This window comes from Antrihabitans auranticaus (assembly GCF_016481275.1).
GTDB lineage: Bacteria > Actinomycetota > Actinomycetes > Mycobacteriales > Mycobacteriaceae > Antrihabitans.
Map to the genome: position 1 here is coordinate 1,195,729 of NZ_JAEMNW010000002.1, position 20,078 is coordinate 1,215,806.

A 20,078-nucleotide genomic window follows, 5' to 3' on the forward strand; every position below is an offset into this window, starting at 1 on the left:
GAAAGCTTTCGGCCAGGTTCGCAGTGGCACCTCCGATAGTAGATTGTTGACAATATGGAGGTGAAGATGGGCACATTACGCGCCGAGGCAGAATTTCTCGGAATCATCGTTCCGTATGACTTCGCGCTCGATCGCGAGATCTGGCGGTGGACCCCGAAACGCGTATCACTGCTCATCACGCGGACCGCACAGCTCGGCCTGCCCTCGACTGTCGCCATGGCCGAATCGATCAGCACCGATCGCGCTGTCCGCAACGCGACCCGCCGCCTGCTGACCACCGATCCGGCGGCGATTGTGTATCTCTGCACCTCAGGGAGCTTTATTCGCGGTGCCGCAGGCGAGGAACAGATGCGGGCAGTCATGCGCAAGGCCGGTGCGCCGGCAGCGGTGACGACTGCGGGCGCGCTGGTGCAGGCCTGCCGCGCTCTCGATATCTCGAAAATTGCAGTCGCCACGCCCTACATCGACAGCGTCACACAACGGCTGCATACGTTCTTGGACGAATCCGCTGTCGATGTCGTGTCGAGCATCGGACTCGGCCGCGAAGATCGCATCTGGCAGGTCCCCGAGGAGAACATAGTCGATCTGGTCCACGCTGCCGACGATCCGCGCGCCGACGCCGTCTTCGTAAGCTGTACGAACTTACGCACCTACGGTTTGATCCGGCAACTGGAGATCGACCTCGGCAAGCCGGTGCTCACGGCGAACCAGGTGTCGATCTGGGCAGCGCTACGCGCCGCCGGCATCCAGCAGCCAGATATCAAACAGCGCCTGTTCATCGACACCTGGCGCGGAAGCCGGCGGCGTCCGCCGTCAGAGACCACCCTCGCGGCGCTCGAATCGCAACCGCTCGCCCGCCGCGCCGTGGCGCCAAAGGTCGTTGGAGGCGGCCGCAATCTCGTCCAGCCCTGAGACGATCGTCGCGAAGACGCTGCCTGGCACGAACCCGAAATCGGGGTTGAGCAACAGGTTGTTTCGTTCGTAGAACAACGCGAGATCGATCTTCGCGCCGTGGCTCGTATAGCCGTGCGACTTGGCGGTCAGCTGCCATGGCGCGAACGTGAAGTACATGACGTCGCCCGGAATCGGCGTGATCGTCGGATTCTCGAGCCCGGGCTCTTCCGGCGCGAAAGCCTCTACCAGCGTGTAGATCTCGTTCCGCGCGTACTTGGCGTGGTAGACGTCCTCGCCGAGCGGGAGCGCATTCCAGACAGCCTCACAGGTGCGTGGTGCGAGGTCGTCGAGCAACTCCGCAACACACCGGATGTCGCGCTTTTCGAGTGTGATGTCGATATACCGTGGCACGCCTGCTCCATTCGTGGGTAGGTTGTATATTGTTGACAATCATCGTAGGGAGGATTGGCACGTGCGGCGAGCGACAGTCGGAATGTTGTATCCAGGATTCTCCGCCGAGGACGATTACCCACGCTTCGAACGGCTGCTGGGCGGGGACGTCGCGCTGCCGGTCCAGCACACGCTCATGAACGAGGACGCGCATCGAATCGACGCCCTCCTCGACTGGGGCCGGCCCGAAACGCTCGCCGCCGGCGCGGAGGCGTTGCGCCCGAACGGAATCGACGCGATTATGTGGGCGTGCACCAGCGGCAGCTTTGCCTATGGCTGGGCGGGCGCGCACGAACAGGCCCGGACGCTCTCCCAAGCAGCGCGGGTGCCCGCCTCGAGTACGTCGCTGGCCTTCGTCCACGCGATCAAGAGTCTCGGACTCCGGAAAGTTGCGGTAGCCGCGACTTATCCGGCGGATGTTGCGCAACTTTTCGCCGACTTCCTCCACGCCGCCGATATCGTCGTGACGCGCGTCAGCAGTCATGACATCTTCACCGCCGCAGAGGTCGGGACGTTGAGCGTCGAACGTCTGCTCGAGATCGCGCGCCTCGGCGACGATCCCGAAGCCGAAGCTGTTCTGCTGCCGGACACCGCCTTTCATACCGCCGACCACATCAGCGCACTCGAAAAAGAGATCGGCAAGCCGGTGCTCACCGCCAACCAGGTGACAGTGTGGGAGGGATTGCGACTGGTCGGCGCGCCGACCGATCGAGAAGGCCTGGGGCGCTTGTTCCTTCAACCGGTGACATAGCCGCGCACCTTGTCCACAATGTTGTTCAATTCGCGGCCCTCGACATAGCGCTCGCAATTCTCGACGAACAACTGCGCGAGCCGGTCCCGCCAGCCGATGGCATCGCCGCTCATGTGCGGCGTGACCAGCACCGAATCGAGTGCCCACAACGGATGGTCGGCAGGGAGCGGCTCGGACTCGAATACGTCCAGCGCAGCACCGGCAATAACGTTCTCCTGCAGTGCGGCAACCACATCGGTGGTCACGACGAGTTCGCCACGTCCGACGTTGATCAGGCGCGCGGACGCAGGCAATGCGGCCAGTACCTTCCGATCGACGAGTCCCCGCGTCCGCTCGGTCAGCGGTGCCAGGAGAACGAGATAGTCGGCGTCGCAGACAACTTCGGCAAGCCGCTCGCTTGCGTGCACCGTTCCGAAGTCCGGATCGTTTTCTCTTTCGACCCGGCCGACGCCGCTGACGCGCAGCCCTACCGCGCGCAGCAAACCGGCTGTCGCGCGCCCGATCGAACCCGTTCCGACCACCACCGCGTGCTTGCCTGCGATCTGCTCGGTTTCTCGATGCTTCCAGGTGGAGTCACGCTGCAGCCGGTCGAATACCCCGCGCGAGTTGGTGACCACGACATCCGACCGGACCAACTCGTCGAAGAGCAGGCTGTCGACACCCGCGCTCGCAACGTGCACCCAGCGCAACGCCGACGCGCGGGGCCACACATCGCGCAGAGCAGTCGAGAAGAAGTCCCAGACGAGCAGAATGTCGGCGCCGGCGACCGCTTCGGCGAGGTCGGGTGCCGTCGCGAACCGAAGCTGAACAACGTCTTTCAGAGCGGCCAGGTCAGGGACGTGGTCGGCGTGCAGAACGGCGACGGTCGGTTGCTCAGCCAACTGGCGCCTCGTCACCGGGCAGATCGGCGCGCGCCATCAGCGTCGTCAGGTCGACGACCGCAGTCGCCATGTGCTCGCCGATAGCTTCGACCAGCCGCTCGAGCGGACCGCCCGACAGGAGGTCGACGAGGTGCGCGTGCTCCTCGGTGATCGCCTCGGGCCGGTTGTAGGCGTTTTCCAGGTGCACCATGCAGATTCGAGACTCCGCAGCCAGGGTCGAATAGATGCGAACCAGGCGCGAGTTGCCGGTCGCCTCGACGAGGCTCGTGTGAAAGAGCAGGTCCTGCTTCGCGACGTTCACCCAGTCGTTGGCGGCGACGAGGGCCGGCATGCTCGCCACGATCTGTCCGAGGCGAGTCGCCGCATGCGCCCGCAGCTCGTCGTTTCGCCCGAAGATCATTCGGACTGCGGCGATTTCGATCGCCTCCCGGGCCGCATAGATCTCTGCCACATCCCCCGGCGTGAGTTCCACGACGAACACGCCACGGTTGCGATGGCTGACCAGCAGGCCCTCTTGCACCAACCGCTGCAGGGCCTCGCGCACGGGCCCGCGCGACACCCCGAGTTCACCCGCGAGGTGCGCCTCGCTGAGCTGTGCTCCCGGTCCGTAGGAGCCGTCCAGAATGTACTCGCGCAACTGATCGGCGATGACAACCGCCGTCTGCGGCGCATTCAACGGTGTCAGTGGTCTTGCCACGACTCCTCCTTCGATCTAGATCTGCCGCGGGATCGCGAGATATTTGTATTCCAGGAACTCGTCGATGCCCACCCGGCCGCCCTCTCGACCGAGACCGGACTGTTTCACCCCGCCGAAAGGCGCCGCGGGATTCGAAACCAAGCCGGTGTTGAGCCCGACCATACCGACCTCGAGTAGCTCACTGAACCGCATCGCGCGATCGATGTCCTGAGTGAAGAGGTAGCCGACCAGCCCCCACTCGGTGTCGTTGGCAGCGGCGAGCGCGGCATCGTCGTCGTCGAAGGTCAGGATCGCCGCCACCGGACCGAAGATCTCGGTGCGCAACAACTCGGACCCTCGGTCGACCTCCACCAACACGGTAGGCGGGTAGAAGTAGCCCGGACCCGCCGGCGTCACGCCGCCCGTGATCGCCTGTGCTCCACGTGAAACGGCGTCGGTCACGAGCCGCTGGACCTTCGATCGGCCCGCGTCGTCGATGAGCGGACCCAATGTGGCGGCCGCCATGGCGTCCGCGAGCTTGCGGGCGAACTCCGCCGCAATCGTGTGATGAACGTAGAACCGGTTTGCGGCGGTGCACGCCTCCCCCATGTTGCGCAGCTTCGCCACCATCGCACCGGCAACCGCGCGGTCGACGTCCGCGTCCGCGCACACGATGAACGGTGCGTTCCCGCCCAATTCCATCGACGTCCGCATGACGTTTGTCGCCGCTTGCGCCAGCAGCAACTTACCGACCTCGGTCGATCCGGTGAAACTGAGCTTGCGCGCGATGCCCCCGGCAAGCCAGTGCCCGACGACCGCACCGGGATCCGTCGTCGTGACGATATTCAGTACGCCGGGCGGCAGGCCCGCCTCGTCGAGAATCTGGCCGAGCGCCAACGCCGTCAGTGGTGTCTGCTCGGCCGGTTTGAAAACCATCGTGCAGCCCGCCGCGACTGCAGGTCCGATCTTGCGAGTTCCCATGGCAAGCGGGAAGTTCCACGGCGTGACGAGCACGCACGGACCCACAGGTTCCTTCGTCACTACGATCCGATTGCTGCCGTCTCCGGTCGTGGTGTGGTCGCCGCCGATACGCACCGCTTCCTCCGCGAACCACCGAAAGAACTCCGCGCCATAGGCAACTTCGCCCCGTGCCTCCACAAGTGGTTTACCCATCTCGGCGGTCATCAAGGACGCAAGCTCTTCGGTACGTTCCAGGATCATTTCGTAGGCCCTGCGCAGGATCTCGCTCCGTGCGCGCGGGGCCGTGCGTCCCCACTCGGGTTGCGCACTCGCCGCGGCACGGATGGCGTCCTCGGCATCGGCTACACCTCCGTCGGCAACGCTGACGAGGACTTGCCCTGTCGCGGGATCTTCCACCTCGAACGTGCCACCCGACTTTGCGGGCGTCCACTTTCCGTCGATGTACAGCTCTGTCGGGGTGTTCATTCCGAATCCTTCTGGGGGTCGAGCAACTGGGCAAGATGAAGCGGACGTCGATCGGGTGCGAGGTGATCTACTTGCATGCGGCAGCTGAATCCGTCTGTGAGCACTGGGGTTTCCGGCGAGGTCGCACGCAGAGCTGGTCCGAGCGCCTGTTCCGCAACACGCATGCTGAGGTCGTAGTGCTGGGTCTCGAAGCCGAAGTTGCCTGCAACGCCACAACATCCGGTTGCTTCACGCACGTCGGTCACGCCGACCGCTGCGAGACCCTTCGCCTGCACGGTCGGACCGAAACTCGCGTACTCGTGACAATGCGTCTGGACCGTCACGCTGGCGGGCAGCGAAGCCGTTGGCTGCCAACCGCTTTCGATCAACTCGGGAACGAAGCCGGCGAAACTCCGGATGCGGTCGGCGACTCTTCTGGCCGCATCGGTCGGAACGAGGCGGGGTAAGTCGTGTCGGAAAGCCGATGCGCAACTGGGCTCGGGAACCACGATCGGACGATCCGTACCGTCATCGAGCGCGGCGGCGGATCGCTCGAGCACCTTCCGTGCGCGCCGCAGCTGTCCGGTGGAGATCCACGTCAAGCCGCAACACACGTCGGTTCGGGCCTCCGTCGTGCGACCCGCGTCGCCCAATACCCGCAGCGCGGCACCCGCGACTTCAGGACGAAAAGCGCGGGTGAACGTGTCGAGCAGCAGCACGGTGTCGGCGTCTGCGTGCCGTGCGCCCAGCTCTCTGTCGAGTCGGCGCGCAGATGTGATCGCGGGCAATGTTCGACGGTTGGTTATGCCCGCTGCTCGCTGGGCGCCCTTGACGCGAAGCGCCGCATTCGCGAGCGGTGCGACTCGCGACGCTATTTGCAGCCATAGGGGCAACCAGCCCAGACTGTAGTGCGAGCGCGGCCGAATTCGCCTCTTGTAGTGCAGGTTCAGGAAGTCTGCCTTGTAGGAGGCCATGTCCACACCGGTCGGGCAATCGGTCGAGCAGGCTTTGCACGACAGGCACAGGTCGAGCGATTCCCGGACCTCGTCCGCCCCCCTGTGGTTCGCACCGGTTCCGATCATTTCCTGCAGGACCCGCGCTCGGCCCCGGGTCGAGTCCTTCTCATCGCCTGTCGCCCGGAAACTGGGGCACATCACGCCGCCGGCCGTCGAGCGACAGCGGCCGACACCGATGCAGCCCCTGTTGTCGGCACCGATGATTTCGAGAGCGAGGTCGACGTCGGTGGCGACCGGCGCGACGATGCAGCCCGGGTTGAGCAGGCCGACCGGATCCCACAGCCGCTTGAACTCATCGAACGCCGAAAGTACTGCAGGCGAGTACATTACAGGCAACAGCTGCGACCGCGCACGCCCGTCACCGTGTTCGCCCGACACCGATCCGCCGTGTGCGGCACACACTTGCGCGGCACGTCGGACAAACTTGGTCATCACCGCCCGGCCGCGTTCGGTGCGTTGATCGAACGTGATCCGGATATGCATGCAACCCGCACCGAAGTGCCCGTACATAACGCCCGTCAGTCCGAATTCGTCCAGCAGCGAACGGAACTCGACCAGGTAGTCTGCAAGCCTGTGCGGTGCGACCGCCGAGTCCTCCCAGCCCGGCCAGGTCTCCGTACCGTCCGCGAGGCGCGCCGACAGCCCGGCCCCGTCCTCGCGCACACGCCAGAGCAATGCCCGTTCGCGCGCGTCGGTGATTATTCCGGCATCGACGAGTCGGCCCGCCGCTCGTAATCTGTGTAGTAATTCGTCTGCTCGGCAACGGATCTCATCAGTGTCGTCGCCATCGAGGTCCACGTACAGCCACGCGTCGCCCGCGGGCAGACCGCCGACCGAGTCCGGGCCGCGCCGGTGCCTCATGGTTGCCACTATGAGTGCGTCGATGCCCTCCACGGCAGCAGGTGAGTACTCGAGAATCGTCGGTACGTCCCGCGCGGCGTCGACGACGTCGCGATACCCGATGCACAGCAATAACGCCGCAGGCGAAACTGGGACCAGGGAGACCGTCGCGGCGACGATCACCGCGCAGGTTCCCTCACTGCCGACCAGCGCTCTGGCTACGTCGAAGCCCTTGTCCGGCAACAGGTTCACGAGGTGATACCCAGAGACCTGGCGCGGAATTCGCCCCAGCTCGAGACGAAACTCTGTGAGGTGCCGCGCGGCAAGACTGCGGAGGTGCGCGCTGAGGTCGGCGGCCTTGGCCATGGCGGCGAGGTCCGTCGGGTCCGTGGGCAGCAGACCCGTCCGCGTCGCGGTGAGCCGGTAACCGTCGATGGTGACAAGATCGACCGCGACCACGTGGTCCGATGTTCGGCCGTAGCGCACCGAGTGGTTGCCGCAGGCGTCGTTGCCGATCGAACCGCCGACCGTCGCACGCGACTTACTCGACGGGTCCGGGGCGAATGTCAGGGCGCCACCGCTGCATCGACCGACGGCGTCGGCCAGCTCGGTCAGGACCACGCCAGGCTCGACGGTCGCTGTCGCGGCGTCGACGTCGATGTGAACGACGCGGTTCATGTGCCTGGTGAAGTCGATGACTACGCCGGGCCCGATCGCATTTCCGGCCATCGATGTACCGCCACCGCGGGAGGTGATCGGCACGTTCGCCCGCGCGCACTCCCGCACCACCACCGCGGTCTCGTCGGCATCGCGCGGGAACGCAACGCCGAGCGGCGGCACACGGTAGTTCGATGCGTCGAAGGAGTATTCGGCACGACGGCGCGCGTCGGACTCGAACGACACGCCCGCCGCCCGAAGCGCAGCGCCGAGATCAGCCACTCAGCCCCACTTTCAGCGCAGCCGCAAACCGCCGCAACCCCTCGTCGACTTCTTCGGCGGTCACCACCAACGCAGGAACAACGCGGACCACGTTGCCGTAGCCACCGCACGTGAGCAGAAGCAGGTCCTCGTCGATCGCCGCCTGCTGTACGGCAAGCGCGGCCTCCGCGTCGGGTGTGCCGGCAGCCGTCGTGAATTCGACTCCCTGCATGAGACCGAGGCCCCGCACATTCCCGATCCGGTCGAACTCGCCCGCAAGCTCGTCGAGCCCGGCGCGCAACTGATCCCCGCGAATCCGGGCGTTGTCGACCAGGCCCTCGCCCCGGACGACGTCGAGCGTTGCGACGGCCGCCGCGGCTGCAACCGCGTTCCCGCCGTAGGTGCCCCCCTGCGATCCCGGCCAGGCCTTGGACATGAGGTCCGTAGCGGCGGCGATTGCCGAGATCGGAAAACCGCTCGCGAGGCCTTTGGCAGTGACGATGATGTCCGGCGTTGCCGACGAATACTGGTGCCCCCAGAACTTGCCGGTCCGGCCGACGCCGGCCTGCACTTCGTCGAGGATCAACAGAATGCCGTGTCGATCCGCGCGCTCGCGCAGTCCGTCGAGGAAGCGCGGCGGTGTAGGCAGATAGCCGCCGTCGCCGAGCACCGGTTCGATGATGAATGCGGCGGTGTCCGGGACGCTGGATACGGTTGCCAGCAGGTGATCGAGTTCGCGCAGCGCGAAGTCGACAGCGGTGTCGATGTCCCAGCCGTAGCGGTAGGCGTAAGGGAACGGCGCGAGGTGGACGCCGGCCATCAGCGGGGCGTACCCCGACCGGAACTTCGTGCCTGCGCTCGTCAACGATGCGGCTGCAACGGTACGGCCGTGGAAGCCCCCGTGAAAGGCGATGATGTTCGGCCGACCGGTCGCCATGCGAGCAAGCCGTATCGAGGCTTCGACGGCTTCCGAGCCGGAGTTCGCATAGAAGACGCTGTCGAGCCCGGTCGGGAGCACTTCGCCGAGTTTCTCCGTCAACTCGAGCAGCGGTCGGTGCATCACAGTCGTGTACTGCGCGTGGATGATCGAGCCCACCTGAGCGCGAGCGGCTTCGACCACCGTCGGATGACAGTGGCCGGTGCTCGTTACACCGATACCAGTGGTGAAGTCGAGATACCGGCGGCCATCGACACCGTAGATCCAACTACCGAGGGCGTGGTCGACGACCACTGGCGTGGCCTGCTTCAAAATCGGGCTGAGCGACGTCATGCGCCAATAATTCAAGCCGTTTTGCAGATTGTCAACAATTTACAGTTTGGTTGCGGAACCTTGTCGTCTCCCCGCGAACGCCCGCACAGCCAACCCACCCAGTCCCTGCGTACGGGCCACTCCGGGCGGGTATACCTCAGACTGGCCGAATCGAGGGTTATCCCCGCCACTCGATTGGAGATTCGCGGCGACGCTACGGAGAATGGGCGAATGGACGACGCACACGCAACCACACAGTCTCGTCCCTCGGTGTCCGACTGGCCCGCCGCGGGCACCACCATCGGCGCTGGCCGCTACCGATTGCTGGCCGTTCAGGGGACGACCGACGAACTTCAGTTCTGGCAGGCCCATGATTCCCGCTGGGACCGCAACGTCGCGATCACTCTCGTCTCGACGGCAGCGGAGAGCGCTGCGACGGTGAGGGCACGGACCTCCCGGCTCGCGCGCATCAAGACGCCCGGCCTTGCGCGAATCCTCGACATCATCGACGACAACAAGGCGACCGCGATCATCGCCGAGTGGACGCCCGGAACCGCGTTGGGCGATGTCTCGAACGACGGCCTCGCGCCGCCGGATGCCGCTCGCGCGATGAAGGCATTGGCGATTGCGGCCGAGATCGCCCACCGCAGCGGCGTCACGCTGTCCCTTGATCAAACCGACAGAATCCGAATCAGCGACAGTGGCGACGCCGTTCTGGCGTTTCCAGCTGTCACCAGCAACGACGACCATGGCTCGGATGTGGCCGGCCTCGGTGCTGCGCTCTACCTGCTGCTGACGGGGCAATGGCCGACGCAGGATCCGACCCCGCCGCACACGCTGCGCCCGGAGGTGCCGCAGGAGATCTCCACCATCGCGCTGCGATCGCTCGACGGCAGCGTCACCACGGCAGACACGGTCGTGCGTATTCTTTCGCGCACGCTCGAGGCGCCGAACCGTCCACTACTGCCGCCGGGTCCGGTATCTGCACCCGGCAGGACGACTCCCGACCGCCGCTCGGTCCGCAAATTGGTGCTGATCGGCGCCGCCTTCCTGGCAGTCGTGGTGTTCGTGTGGGTGGCCGTGGCGTCGATCATCGACATCCCGGAGAGCAGCCTCAAGGACGAACCCGCGACGACCGCTCCCGTGACTTCGGTGGCGAATCCCAGCGGAGTCGTACCCGCGCCGCGGAGCAGCGCCGCAGCCCAGACTCGAGCCCAGCAGGCGCCGGCCCAGCAGACCGCCGAACCGGCCCCGCAGCAACAAACACCCGTGCAGCAACCGCAGCAGCAGGCACCGCAGCTCCCGAGCCCACAACCGCAGCTACCGCCGCAGGTTCCGGCCCCCAGCCCGCCCGGTGTCCTGCCCTGCTACCCCGGCTACACACACCAGCCTGCGCCGGACGGCCCGTGCATGCCGGTCGGCCAGCAGCAGTTCCCGCAACAGCAACAGTTCCCGCAACAGCAGATTCCACAGCAGCCTGCTCCGCAGCCTCAGGTTCTCCCCTGCTACCCGGGCTACAGCCATCAACCGGCGCCGAACGGTCCGTGCATGCCCGCGCGGTAGCGACCTTTACTCCGAGTTCGACCACTACGCTCGATGGCATGCCTCTCGTTGCAGGAGTGGACTCGTCGACACAGTCGTGCAAGGTCGTCGTTCGTGACGCGGCGACCGGAAACCTGATTCGGCAGGGTCGGGCGTCGCATCCACCCGGCACCGAGGTCGATCCGATGCTGTGGTGGTTCGCGCTGGAACGGGCAGTGGACGATGCCGGCGGAATTGCCGATGTGGCCGCAATTTCGGTGGGCGCGCAGCAACACGGGATGATCTGTCTGGCCGGGGACCGGTCGGTCGTTCGTCCGGCGTTGCTGTGGAACGACACCCGATCTGCCGGGGCGGCAGCGCAACTCGTCGCCGAGTTGGGCGGTCCGCAAGCGTGGGCCGATGCGGTCGGCGTGGTTCCCCTCGCGGCCATCACCGTCTCGAAGCTGCGCTGGCTTGCGGACAACGAGGCCGCCAACGCCGACCGCACCGCTGCCGTCTGTCTGCCGCACGATTGGCTGACGTGGAAACTTGCCGGTTCGGGCACACTCGACGCTCTGGTCACCGATCGCGGCGATGCAAGCGGCACAGGCTATTTCGCGAGCGGCACGGACGAGTACCTTCCCGAGATCCTCGAATTGGCCTTCGGACACCGCCATCCGCAGCTCCCGCGAGTAGTCGCCCCTAACGAAGTAACTGGGCGCGCAAGCATTTTCGCAGACGATGCCATCCTTGGACCTGGCACCGGAGACAACGCCGCCGCCGCACTCGCGCTCGATGCCAGAGAGGGCGACGTCATCGTGTCGATCGGCACCTCGGGTGTCGTGTCCGCGGTGAGCAACACGGTCACGCACGACGCGTCGGGTGAGGTCGCTGCTTTCGCCGACGCTACGGGTCGCCAACTTCCGCTCGTGTGCACACTCAACGGCGCCCCCGTGCTCGACGCGACGGCACGACTGCTGGGGGTCGATCACAACCGATTGTCCGAACTTGCGCTTGCCCAACACAGTGACGGTCTGGTTCTCGTCCCGTACCTCAACGGTGAGCGAACACCGAACCGCCCTGACGCGACCGGCGCCATGCACGGTCTGACCCTGTCGACCGCAACGCCGGGCCACGTGGCACGCGCGGCGGTCGAGGGACTGCTGTGCGGTCTCGCCGACGGCATCGACCGACTGCGGGATCAGGGTGTCCGGACCGAGCGGGTTCTGCTTGTCGGGGGTGGCGCACGTTCGCGCGCCGTTCGCGAACTCGCGCCCGCGATACTGGGAATGCCGGTAGCCGTTCCGGAGCCTGGCGAGTACGTTGCCGACGGCGCGGCTCGGCAGGCAGCGTGGACACTGTCCGGCGCGGCCGCACCACCGCAATGGTCGCAGTCGGAGCCCGCCGTCTACACCGCCGACCCGACGCCCGAGATCCGCGAACGGTACAGCGCGGTAAGGGATCTCACGGATGGCTCGCCACTCCAAAGCTGACGCGTTGGGCAAACCCTGGTCGAGGGGCGTAAAATCGGCTGCCGGGACAAGCTGTGCGAGGTAGCCGTGGACCGGGAGCGATTGCTCGACGCCCTGCTCGCCGAACTGAAGGCCATAACCGGCTGCAGCGGCGACCGCTGCCGATTGCCTGTTGGTGTGCCTGGCACCGGACCGACCGAACGCGCGTCATGACTTACGTCGTCAGCGCCGCAGACCGAGCGGCATTCAAGCGATGCCGTCGCCAATGGGACTTCAGCGCCACCATGCGCCGGCGTCGCGCGCCGAACCGCCGCTGCCACGACCTGGACCGGGCGATCCACGACGCGCTCGCCGTCTATTACTTCCCGGGTATGTGGGACTGGAACTCGGCCATCGTCCTCCCGCTCGTGCTCAAAGCGTTCGACGATTCTCTGCAGCGGCAGCGGGCGGGACTCGACGAACGCCATTGCAGCACCGATTGGCAGGCGCTCATGACCACGGGCCATGACATCCTGGAGCGGTACTTCACGTGGGCGCCGCGGGTGGACCGATTCTCGCCGGTCCGCGTCGCGACCGACTTCGAGGCGTTGGTGCCCGACCCCGCCGATCCCGAGCGAGGCCTGCCGGGGCCGGACGGAAGCGGGGTCACCTATACCGGCCGCATCGACCTGCTGGCCATCGATGAACACGACAACTACTGGATCGTTCGACACTGCCTGTCCGGCAAGCCCTTTCCCGCGACCGAGCAATTGCTGCTCGACGAGGAGTCTCTGACGGCGTGCTGGGCATGGGAGCGCTACTACGACGGTATGGCGATCACCGGCACGATCTACAACGACATTTCGTCGACGGCTGCGGCGCCCGGCGAGCGCACTACCCTTGCGCAGCATCGCCGTGGCGGTATTCCGCAACACGAGCCGAGTGGTGGTGGGCGCGGGGTCTCGTCACCACGACGGATCTACGTGAAAGGCCGGCCCGCCGAGAACGCCGAGCGCGTTGTCCAGACCGCAGGCGACGGCGTGCGCCGCACGACCGTCCGACGCGATCGCACCGAAGTCCGTTCTGCCGGTGCGCAACTGGCAACAGAAATTCTCGACATGGTACGCGGCGACCTCCGCATCTATCCGAATCCCGCACCGTCGCACTGCGCTACGTGCGATTTCGTTGCTCCTTGCCTGGCGTTGCACGAGGACCGCGACGCAGATGCCATCCTCACCGAGCATTTCCACAGGCGCGCGGAAATCGACGTCGAGCCTGGTCGCTTGGGCGGCAGCCCCCATGGCGTCGGCCGGGGTTGGATGCTCGGTTCACAGTTGTAGTGGGGAGATCTACCCATTCCGCATATCGAGTGCGGACCCCTACCCTTCTGTCACCGGTACATCCAACGGAAGGAATCCAGCATGTCCAAGCATGTGAATTTTGCGCCAGAGCTGCACGAGAACAGCCCGCCCCTGCACGCGCTGCCTAACCCGCCCGCTCCACGTCATCGCTGGTCGACCACGCGCATCGGTCTGTATCTGATGCTCGCCGGAATGCCGTTGCTGGCAATCTCGGTGCAAGTCTTCGGCCTCGTTTCGCTGAATACGTCTGCAGCGTTTGTGATCATCCCGTTCGCGGCGGCGCTCACGGTGCTCGCGTACTTCGCCCCCCATCCGACTGATCGAATCGTCGGCCACGGACTGCTCTGGGGAATCGTGGCGTGCATCGTGTACGACATTTTCCGCCTCGACACGGTCTACCTGCTCGGGTTGTGGTCCGATTTCATCCCGACGATGGGCACCTGGATCACCAACGATTCGAACACCTGGGGTGGCGCGATTGTCGGCTACCTCTGGCGATACATCGGCGACGGTGGCGGAATCGGTATCACATTCTTCATCTTTGCCCTTGCCATCGGGATCGATCGATGGTCGAAGCGCAACGCTGTTCTCGCCGCGGTCGGTTTCGCGGTCTTCCCCGTCTGGACCGGGCTCGTCGCAACGATTGCGTTGTCGCCGCACGGTGCAGAACACCTCTTTCCGCTGACTGCCAGGACGATGACGCTGTCCCTCATCGGACACTTCATCTTCGGCCTCGTCATGGGTCTCGGATTCGTTCGCTCGCGCAATGCGATTGCACAGCACTGGCATTTGCCGCCGCTGTTCCCGATCGGTAGGGATCGCCAACGACACAGCGCGGCATCCGGTACCGGAATCGCGCTCGTTGCGAGACGCAGTCACGACCACTGACCCGCTGGCCTAGATACTGCCCCACGCCCATCCGAGTGGGGCAGTCTCTACCGTCGACGACAGATTCAAGCTCCTTCGACCGCCGCCTTGATCCTGCCGAGGGTCGTTCGCATCCCGTCGGTCAGAACCGCGTCGCGATCCACAGCGCTACCGAACACGAGAGGCAGACCGGCTTTGCTGATACCGGTGACCGGCTTCGCCAGATCGCGGCGCTCGATCAACCTCGTTCCCCCGACCGTCGGCTCGAGAACGTAGGACCACACCGCTTTGTCGGCCTGCCACGCGATCGCCGTGTTCGGCTCCACTCGGATGATCTTCGACGCCGTCAGATAGAAGATCCTGCCGTTGCGATTGATATTGATCGTCCGAGCACCCACACGTAATGAACCGAGCACGAACATCTTTCGGCACTGCGGGCTGAACTCCGGCATGCGCCTGAGGTCGGAGACGACAGCCCACACCTGTTCGGGGCTCGCCGCAATGTCGACACTGACTTCCAAATTCTCGGACACCGCGTAGTCCTATCAGTCGGCGCTGGCTCCTGCTGGAAGCTAAACCTACTCGGCGCGCGAGTGATAGGCGTCGCGTGTCGCTTGATCGACGTTCAGGTAGAGCCGTTCGGTGCCGAGCCACCGCTGCAGAGCCCTCCGTGGTCCCTCCGGAATGGCCAACGCTGCTCGCAGGGCAAGGCCCAGCCGCTCAGGGGCGTACGTGAGCGCAGAATTGCGGTCGACGGTGCGCACGACCGCTGCCGCAATGTCATCCGGTTCGACCGAGCCGAACTTCTCGACCAGCGGTGAGATCTTCAACCCCGCAGACAGTTCTGTATGGACTATTCCCGGTAGGACAGCCGATACGTGGACGCCACTGGGCGCCAGCTCTTCTCGTAGCGCGAGTGTGAAGCCGACGACGCCGAACTTGGTGCCGCAGTATGTCGCCACGCCCGGGAATCCGGCCGCACCCGCCATCGAGGCGATATTGACGATATGGCCCTCGCCGCGCTCGACGAATCGTCTCGCTGCGATTTGCGCGCCCGTGATAACCCCGCCGAGATTGATGGCAATCATTTTGTCCGCGGTCGATGCCTTCTCGGCGAGAAAGTCCCCGGTCAACATGACTCCGGCGTTGTTGACCAGCACATCAACGGGCCCGAGCGCGCCCTCGGTATCGGCGAGGAATGCCGCGAACGATTCGGGATCTGTGACGTCCAGCGGCAGCGCTATCGCGTTGCCGCCCAACGCGGCTGCCGACTTCTTTGCCAGGTCGACGTCGAGATCGCCGAGCGACACCTTCGCGCCGCGTTCGACGAACGCTTTCGCCGTGGCAAGCCCGATTCCGCGGGCGGCGCCCGTGATTGCCACAACCTTCGGACCGGACGATCGCTTCATAGTCACTCCTCGATCAGTGTGTGCGAATGGACTCATCAGCCGGCCTGCTGGGCGAGGACTCCGGTGCGTTGCAAGAAGTCCAGGAGCAATCCCGTGACCTGCGCCGGATCGTCGAGCTGTGGGCAGTGCCCCGACCTCGGCAATACGACCAGCTCGCTACCGGGCACGGCCTCGTGCAGGACTCGACTCGAATCGACCGGAATGATCCGGTCTTTGGCGCCGTGCAGGATGAAGACCGGACACTCGATCGACGGTCGACGATGCCCGCCTTCGGTCTCTCGGGCGTACCTGATTGCGTCGCGCCCCAGCGCGGAGATCGTGGCCATACTCGGTGCGGCGGCGACCCATTTCGCCAGCACGTCGGGGTCGGCAGCCAGTCCCGGCCCATAGAGCACGCGACGTAGTGCCTCGCGCACCACGACAGCAAGTACGGCCCGCGGAATCGGCAGTACGCCGACCACGTCGAACAAACGCCGATAGTCACTTCTTCGCGCGCTGCGGGCAAGTCGGTGGCGCGCGCCGATCGGGTCGTCGATCGTGAAGAGTGCGCAGACGGTGTCGCGACCATGGCGGGTCGCGGTGCGCACTGCCGTCGCCGAACCGAGCGAATTTCCTACCAGCACTGCCGGACGGTGCACCGCAACAACAGCATCCGCGAAGCCGTCGAACTGCGGCAGCAACGGCCCAGCAGTTCGGGCATCCGCGGCACCGAAGCCTGGGAGATCGACGGCGACGGCGGCGCGCCCCGCCTGTTCCAGCCGTTCGAGCATCGGGCGCCAGGTGTCGGCCGAATCGGCAAACCCATGGAACAGCACGATCGGCGGTCCGTCACCCGCGACGGACAGTTCCCGAGTGTGCACGCCGTTGTAGCACACTCGGGTCTCCGCGATCATTTTCCTAGCAGGCCCTTCGCGATGTGGGTCACCTGGATCTCGTTGCTACCGGCGTAGATCATCAACGACTTCGCATCGCGTGCAAGCTGTTCCACGCGATACTCGGCCATGTACCCGTTGCCGCCGAACAGTTGCACGGCTTCCATAGCAACTTCGGTGGCGGCTTCGGAGCTGTAGAGCTTCACAGCCGATGCCTCCGACAGCGACGGGAGCTTGCCGGCCTGCAAACCTTCCAACGCCTGGAACACCATGTTCTGTACGTTGATCCGCGCGACTTCCATCTTCGCCAGCTTGAGCTGGATCAGCTGGAAGTCACCGATACGCTGGCCCCACAACTTGCGGCCCTTCGCGTAATCGACCGACAGGCGGTGACATTCGTTGATGATGCCCAGTGACAGGATCGCGACGCCGACACGCTCACCGGCGAAACTCGCTCGGGCACTTTCGCGTCCGTCGCCGCCCTTGTGCTCCTCGGTCTCACCGAGGAGACGATCTTTCCCGAGGCGCACGTTGTCGAAGAACAATTCGCCGGTGGGCGAAGACATCATGCCCATCTTCTTGAACGCTTTGCCTTGTGTCAGACCCGGCATCCCCGCATCGAGCACGAATGTCAGTACTTTCCGGTCGCGCTTGTCGGCGCCATCGCCCTCGTCCAGCTTGGCGTAGACGACGATGGTGTCGGCATCGGGTCCGTTGGTGATAAACGTCTTCTGCCCGTTGAGCAGGTAATCCTCGCCGTCACGCTTGACGTAGGTCTTCATGCCGCCGAACGCGTCCGATCCGGCATCGGGCTCCGTAATAGCCCACGCTGCAATCTTTTCCAGTGTCATCAACTCGGGCAACCAGCGTTCCTTCTGCGCCAGTGTGCCACGGCTCATGATCGTCGCGGCGCCGAGACCGAGGCTCACGCCCACCGCTGCAACCAGACCCAAGCTCACGCCCGCCAGTTCGGCGAGGATGATCGCGCCCATCGAGGCCTGCGCGCCGATCTCGCCCATTCCGCCTGATCTCGTCTTCTCCGGCCTCGGTTCACCCGCAGCGATGGAGGCTGCCTTGGCACGCTCCTTGTCCAGCATGTTCTTCACTGCTTCGGCGGCCATCACGTCGACGCCGAACTCCGCAAACAACTTTCGCAGGATCGGGTACGGAGTCATTGCGCCGGTCTCGAGTTCGTCGAGGTGCGGACGGATCTCTCTGTCGATGAACGTGCGCACACTGTCACGCATCAACAGGTCTGTTTCGGACCACTCGATCATGGCGTACTCCTTTGTACGGGAAGAGGATTGCTCAGTTCGGCAGGCGGTCGGCGATGTCGTCGATCGACCATGGCCCCTCGGCCTCGATCGTCCGAACGTCGGTCCAACCTTGGAGGGTCGAGATCGCGCCGCCCTGCACCGCGAAGACCTGACCGGTCAACGGGCACTTCTCGGTTGCCAGGTAGGCAACCACCGGCGAGATATTGGCGGGGCTGAAGTAGTCGAATTCGCCCTCTTCGACATCGGCACCGAAGATTGCACCCATCCCTGGCGTCGCCAAGGTGAGTCGGGTCCTGGCGATCGGCGCGATCGCGTTCACACGCACGCCGTACCGCTCGAGTTCGTCAGCGGCAACGAGAGTCAGGGCGGCGATACCGGCCTTCGCTGCGCCGTAGTTGGTCTGCCCAGCCTGCGGCACGGTGACCCCCGATGCGGACGCAGTATTGATCACGGCCGCGTTGGGCTGGTCCCCCGCCTTCGACTGTGCCTTCCAGTACACCGCGGCGTGATGCAGAACAGCCGCATGCCCCTTCAAATGCACCGCCACCACAGCGTCCCACTGCGACTCCTCCATCGACGCGATGAAGTTGTCGCGCAGAATGCCGGCGTTGTTCACGACGACGTCGAGCTGACCGAACTCGCTGATCGCTTGGTCCACAAGCGCTTTCGCACCTGCCCAGGTTGCTACATTGTCCGTGTTCGCGACCGCCTTACCGCCGGCTGCGACGATCTCGTCGACAACCTCCTGCGCGGGCCCGACGTCGGTACCTTCACCACTGTTGGTGCCGCCGAGGTCGTTGACGACGACGGACGCACCTTCCTTGGCGAAGAGCAGCGCATGCTCGCGGCCGATGCCTCGGCCCGCGCCCGTGATGACGGCAACCCGTCCGTCCAATGCACCCATGAGATGCTCCTAGTCTGCTATTTCGGCGAGACCGTCGGTGATGACGAAGTCGTCACCGCGCGCGGTCTCGAATGCGTAAGTGGTGACACCGTTTTCGGTGCCGACTCTCCAGATTCGGGTCTCGAGATCGTCACCGGGAATGACCATTTTCGAGAACCGGACCGCAAACCTCCGGAGCCGGTTCACATCCGAGCCGCCGACCTCGGTCAGCACACCCCAGGACGCGAACGCCATGGTGCACAGACCGTGTCCGATGATTCCCGGCAGACCGGCGTCGCGAGCAACCTCCTCGTCCAGGTGGATCGGCATAGGATCACCCGCGGCAGGCGCGTACCGGAACGTCTGATCCTCATCGAAATGCTGCACGATCTTCGCGATCGGAGCACCCTCGCGCAGCGCTGGATCGAACTTGTGGCTCGGGCTGAGTACACCGATCTTCTTGCCCGCGTTGAAGCCGCGGACGAAGGTCGTCACGTACTGCTCGTTGACCAATTCGCCGTCCTCGGTGCGACATTCCAGCAGAATCGTTGCTCGCGTGCCGTTTTCGAGACCTTCGTAGCCGGTCATCTTCCCCCGCGAAACCAGTTTGTCGCCGGGCCGAATCGGACGGTGAAAGTGGAAATCCTGCTCACCGTGGACAACTCGTGGAATTAGTTCGACCGGCATGACGTCGACCGCCGGCACGAGCAACGACTCGAAGACCGGGACAATCGCGAACACCGGACTAGCGACGTCACCGTCGAGATGTGCGGCGATCGGATCGTTGGTCGCCTGTGCATACTCGACCAGACGTTCGCGGAGGACCTCGAATGTCTCCTCGTCACTCCACGTGTCCAGTCCGGCGTCGTCGAACTCGAGCACTTCGGTCATGACGCGGTCGCGAGTGCGTCGAGCTGCTCGAGCGTCTTGTCGAGTTGCTTGATGCCGTCCTTCTCGACGGCCTTGCCGAGCGCACCCTTGATCAGCGCGCCTTCGAAATCACCGGAGACAGAGAACTTCGATCCGGTACCTTCGGGCTCGATCGTGAACGCGAAAGTCGTTTTCACGCCCGCCATTCCCGTGCCCTGCAGTTCGAGTCGCTTCGGCGCATCGATAGCTCCGACCGTCCACTCGATCTTGTTCGCCATGCCCAGCATCATGATCTTGGCGGTGAGCTTTGCACCCTCGGTCAGGACTGCGGGCGGCTCGTCGATCCAGCGCTCGTGGATCGTGAACCACTTGTCCCAGGTGCTGACGTCGGAAACGGTGGCCCACACCGCCTCCGGGCCTGCAGCAAGGGTCTTGGTAGCTTCGATGTGTCCCATGATGTGTTCTCC

The 20,078-nt window shown here is 64.9% G+C and carries 19 protein-coding genes; 6 read left to right on the forward strand and 13 right to left on the reverse strand.

Features of this window, described 5'->3' with window-relative positions:
- Positions 1-66 precede the first annotated feature (66 nt).
- On the forward strand, positions 67-912 hold the full coding sequence (locus JGU72_RS13670) for a maleate cis-trans isomerase family protein (protein WP_199684417.1): 846 nt from the start codon (positions 67-69) through the stop codon (positions 910-912).
- Here the strand turns inward: JGU72_RS13670 and JGU72_RS13675 are convergent.
- A complete protein-coding gene (locus tag JGU72_RS13675; protein ID WP_199684418.1) occupies positions 814-1,305 on the reverse strand; it encodes a DUF3830 family protein in 492 nt (163 codons plus the stop codon). The two genes, JGU72_RS13670 and JGU72_RS13675, sit on opposite strands and share 99 nt — an antisense overlap.
- Positions 1,306-1,387: 82 nt before the next feature.
- On the opposite strand from JGU72_RS13675, the gene JGU72_RS13680 reads away from it, so the two are divergent.
- Positions 1,388-2,095, forward strand: coding sequence for a maleate cis-trans isomerase family protein (locus JGU72_RS13680; RefSeq protein ID WP_199684628.1), 708 nt, complete (start codon positions 1,388-1,390; stop codon positions 2,093-2,095).
- Here JGU72_RS13680 and JGU72_RS13685 read toward each other — a convergent pair.
- From JGU72_RS13685 to JGU72_RS13705, 5 genes are read right to left on the reverse strand one after another with little or no spacing between them, the layout of a single operon-like run.
- Positions 2,080-2,976 carry a D-2-hydroxyacid dehydrogenase gene (locus tag JGU72_RS13685; protein WP_199684419.1) on the reverse strand — a complete coding sequence of 299 codons (897 nt, stop codon included), beginning with the start codon at positions 2,974-2,976 and terminating at the stop codon, positions 2,080-2,082. The genes JGU72_RS13680 and JGU72_RS13685 overlap by 16 nt on opposite strands.
- Positions 2,969-3,673, reverse strand: coding sequence for a GntR family transcriptional regulator (locus JGU72_RS13690; RefSeq protein ID WP_199684420.1), 705 nt, complete (start codon positions 3,671-3,673; stop codon positions 2,969-2,971). The genes JGU72_RS13685 and JGU72_RS13690 overlap by 8 nt, the downstream gene beginning before the upstream one ends.
- Before the next feature lie 15 nt (positions 3,674-3,688).
- Entirely contained in the window at positions 3,689-5,098 is a 1,410-nt protein-coding gene (locus tag JGU72_RS13695) for an NAD-dependent succinate-semialdehyde dehydrogenase (protein ID WP_199684421.1), read from the reverse strand.
- Positions 5,095-7,872: an FAD-binding and (Fe-S)-binding domain-containing protein gene (locus JGU72_RS13700; protein ID WP_199684422.1), complete on the reverse strand. Its 2,778-nt coding sequence runs from the start codon at positions 7,870-7,872 to the stop codon at positions 5,095-5,097. The genes JGU72_RS13695 and JGU72_RS13700 overlap by 4 nt, the downstream gene beginning before the upstream one ends.
- A complete protein-coding gene (locus JGU72_RS13705; protein ID WP_199684423.1) occupies positions 7,865-9,121 on the reverse strand; it encodes an aspartate aminotransferase family protein in 1,257 nt (418 codons plus the stop codon). The genes JGU72_RS13700 and JGU72_RS13705 overlap by 8 nt, the downstream gene beginning before the upstream one ends.
- Before the next feature lie 210 nt (positions 9,122-9,331).
- Between JGU72_RS13705 and JGU72_RS13710 the strand changes: the two genes are divergently transcribed.
- The 4 genes from JGU72_RS13710 (at position 9,332) to JGU72_RS13725 (ending at position 14,321) form a co-directional block, all read left to right on the forward strand.
- Positions 9,332-10,663 (forward strand): protein kinase family protein, encoded by a 1,332-nt coding sequence (locus tag JGU72_RS13710; RefSeq protein ID WP_199684424.1) that lies wholly within the window; start codon positions 9,332-9,334, stop codon positions 10,661-10,663.
- A 38-nt stretch (positions 10,664-10,701) separates the two neighbouring features.
- Positions 10,702-12,114, forward strand: a complete 1,413-nt coding sequence (locus JGU72_RS13715) for a xylulokinase (protein ID WP_199684425.1) — start codon at positions 10,702-10,704, stop codon at positions 12,112-12,114.
- A 188-nt stretch (positions 12,115-12,302) separates the two neighbouring features.
- Entirely contained in the window at positions 12,303-13,412 is a 1,110-nt protein-coding gene (locus tag JGU72_RS13720; RefSeq protein WP_199684426.1) for a PD-(D/E)XK nuclease family protein, read from the forward strand.
- Between the two features lie 81 nt (positions 13,413-13,493).
- The gene (locus JGU72_RS13725; protein WP_199684427.1) at positions 13,494-14,321 is read left to right on the forward strand and encodes a hypothetical protein; all 828 of its coding nucleotides are present in this window, start codon (positions 13,494-13,496) and stop codon (positions 14,319-14,321) included.
- 65 nt (positions 14,322-14,386) lie between these two features.
- On the opposite strand, the gene JGU72_RS13730 is transcribed toward JGU72_RS13725, so the two are convergent.
- Genes JGU72_RS13730 through JGU72_RS13760 form a run of 7 tightly spaced genes read right to left on the reverse strand, consistent with a single transcriptional unit; the run spans position 14,387 to position 20,066 of the window.
- Positions 14,387-14,833 (reverse strand): SRPBCC family protein, encoded by a 447-nt coding sequence (locus JGU72_RS13730; protein WP_199684428.1) that lies wholly within the window; start codon positions 14,831-14,833, stop codon positions 14,387-14,389.
- Between the two features lie 45 nt (positions 14,834-14,878).
- Positions 14,879-15,709: an SDR family oxidoreductase gene (locus tag JGU72_RS13735; RefSeq protein WP_199684429.1), complete on the reverse strand. Its 831-nt coding sequence runs from the start codon at positions 15,707-15,709 to the stop codon at positions 14,879-14,881.
- Positions 15,710-15,744: 35 nt separating this feature from the next.
- On the reverse strand, positions 15,745-16,602 hold the full coding sequence (locus JGU72_RS13740) for an alpha/beta fold hydrolase (protein ID WP_199684430.1): 858 nt from the start codon (positions 16,600-16,602) through the stop codon (positions 15,745-15,747).
- The gene (locus JGU72_RS13745) at positions 16,599-17,858 is read right to left on the reverse strand and encodes an acyl-CoA dehydrogenase family protein (protein ID WP_199684431.1); all 1,260 of its coding nucleotides are present in this window, start codon (positions 17,856-17,858) and stop codon (positions 16,599-16,601) included. Before JGU72_RS13745 ends, JGU72_RS13740 begins: the two co-directional genes overlap by 4 nt.
- 31 nt (positions 17,859-17,889) lie before the next feature.
- Positions 17,890-18,762, reverse strand: coding sequence for an SDR family oxidoreductase (locus JGU72_RS13750; RefSeq protein WP_199684432.1), 873 nt, complete (start codon positions 18,760-18,762; stop codon positions 17,890-17,892).
- 9 nt (positions 18,763-18,771) lie between these two features.
- Positions 18,772-19,632, reverse strand: a complete 861-nt coding sequence (locus tag JGU72_RS13755) for a MaoC/PaaZ C-terminal domain-containing protein (protein WP_199684433.1) — start codon at positions 19,630-19,632, stop codon at positions 18,772-18,774.
- Positions 19,629-20,066 carry a type II toxin-antitoxin system Rv0910 family toxin gene (locus tag JGU72_RS13760; RefSeq protein ID WP_199684434.1) on the reverse strand — a complete coding sequence of 146 codons (438 nt, stop codon included), beginning with the start codon at positions 20,064-20,066 and terminating at the stop codon, positions 19,629-19,631. The genes JGU72_RS13755 and JGU72_RS13760 overlap by 4 nt, the downstream gene beginning before the upstream one ends.
- Positions 20,067-20,078 lie beyond the last annotated feature (12 nt).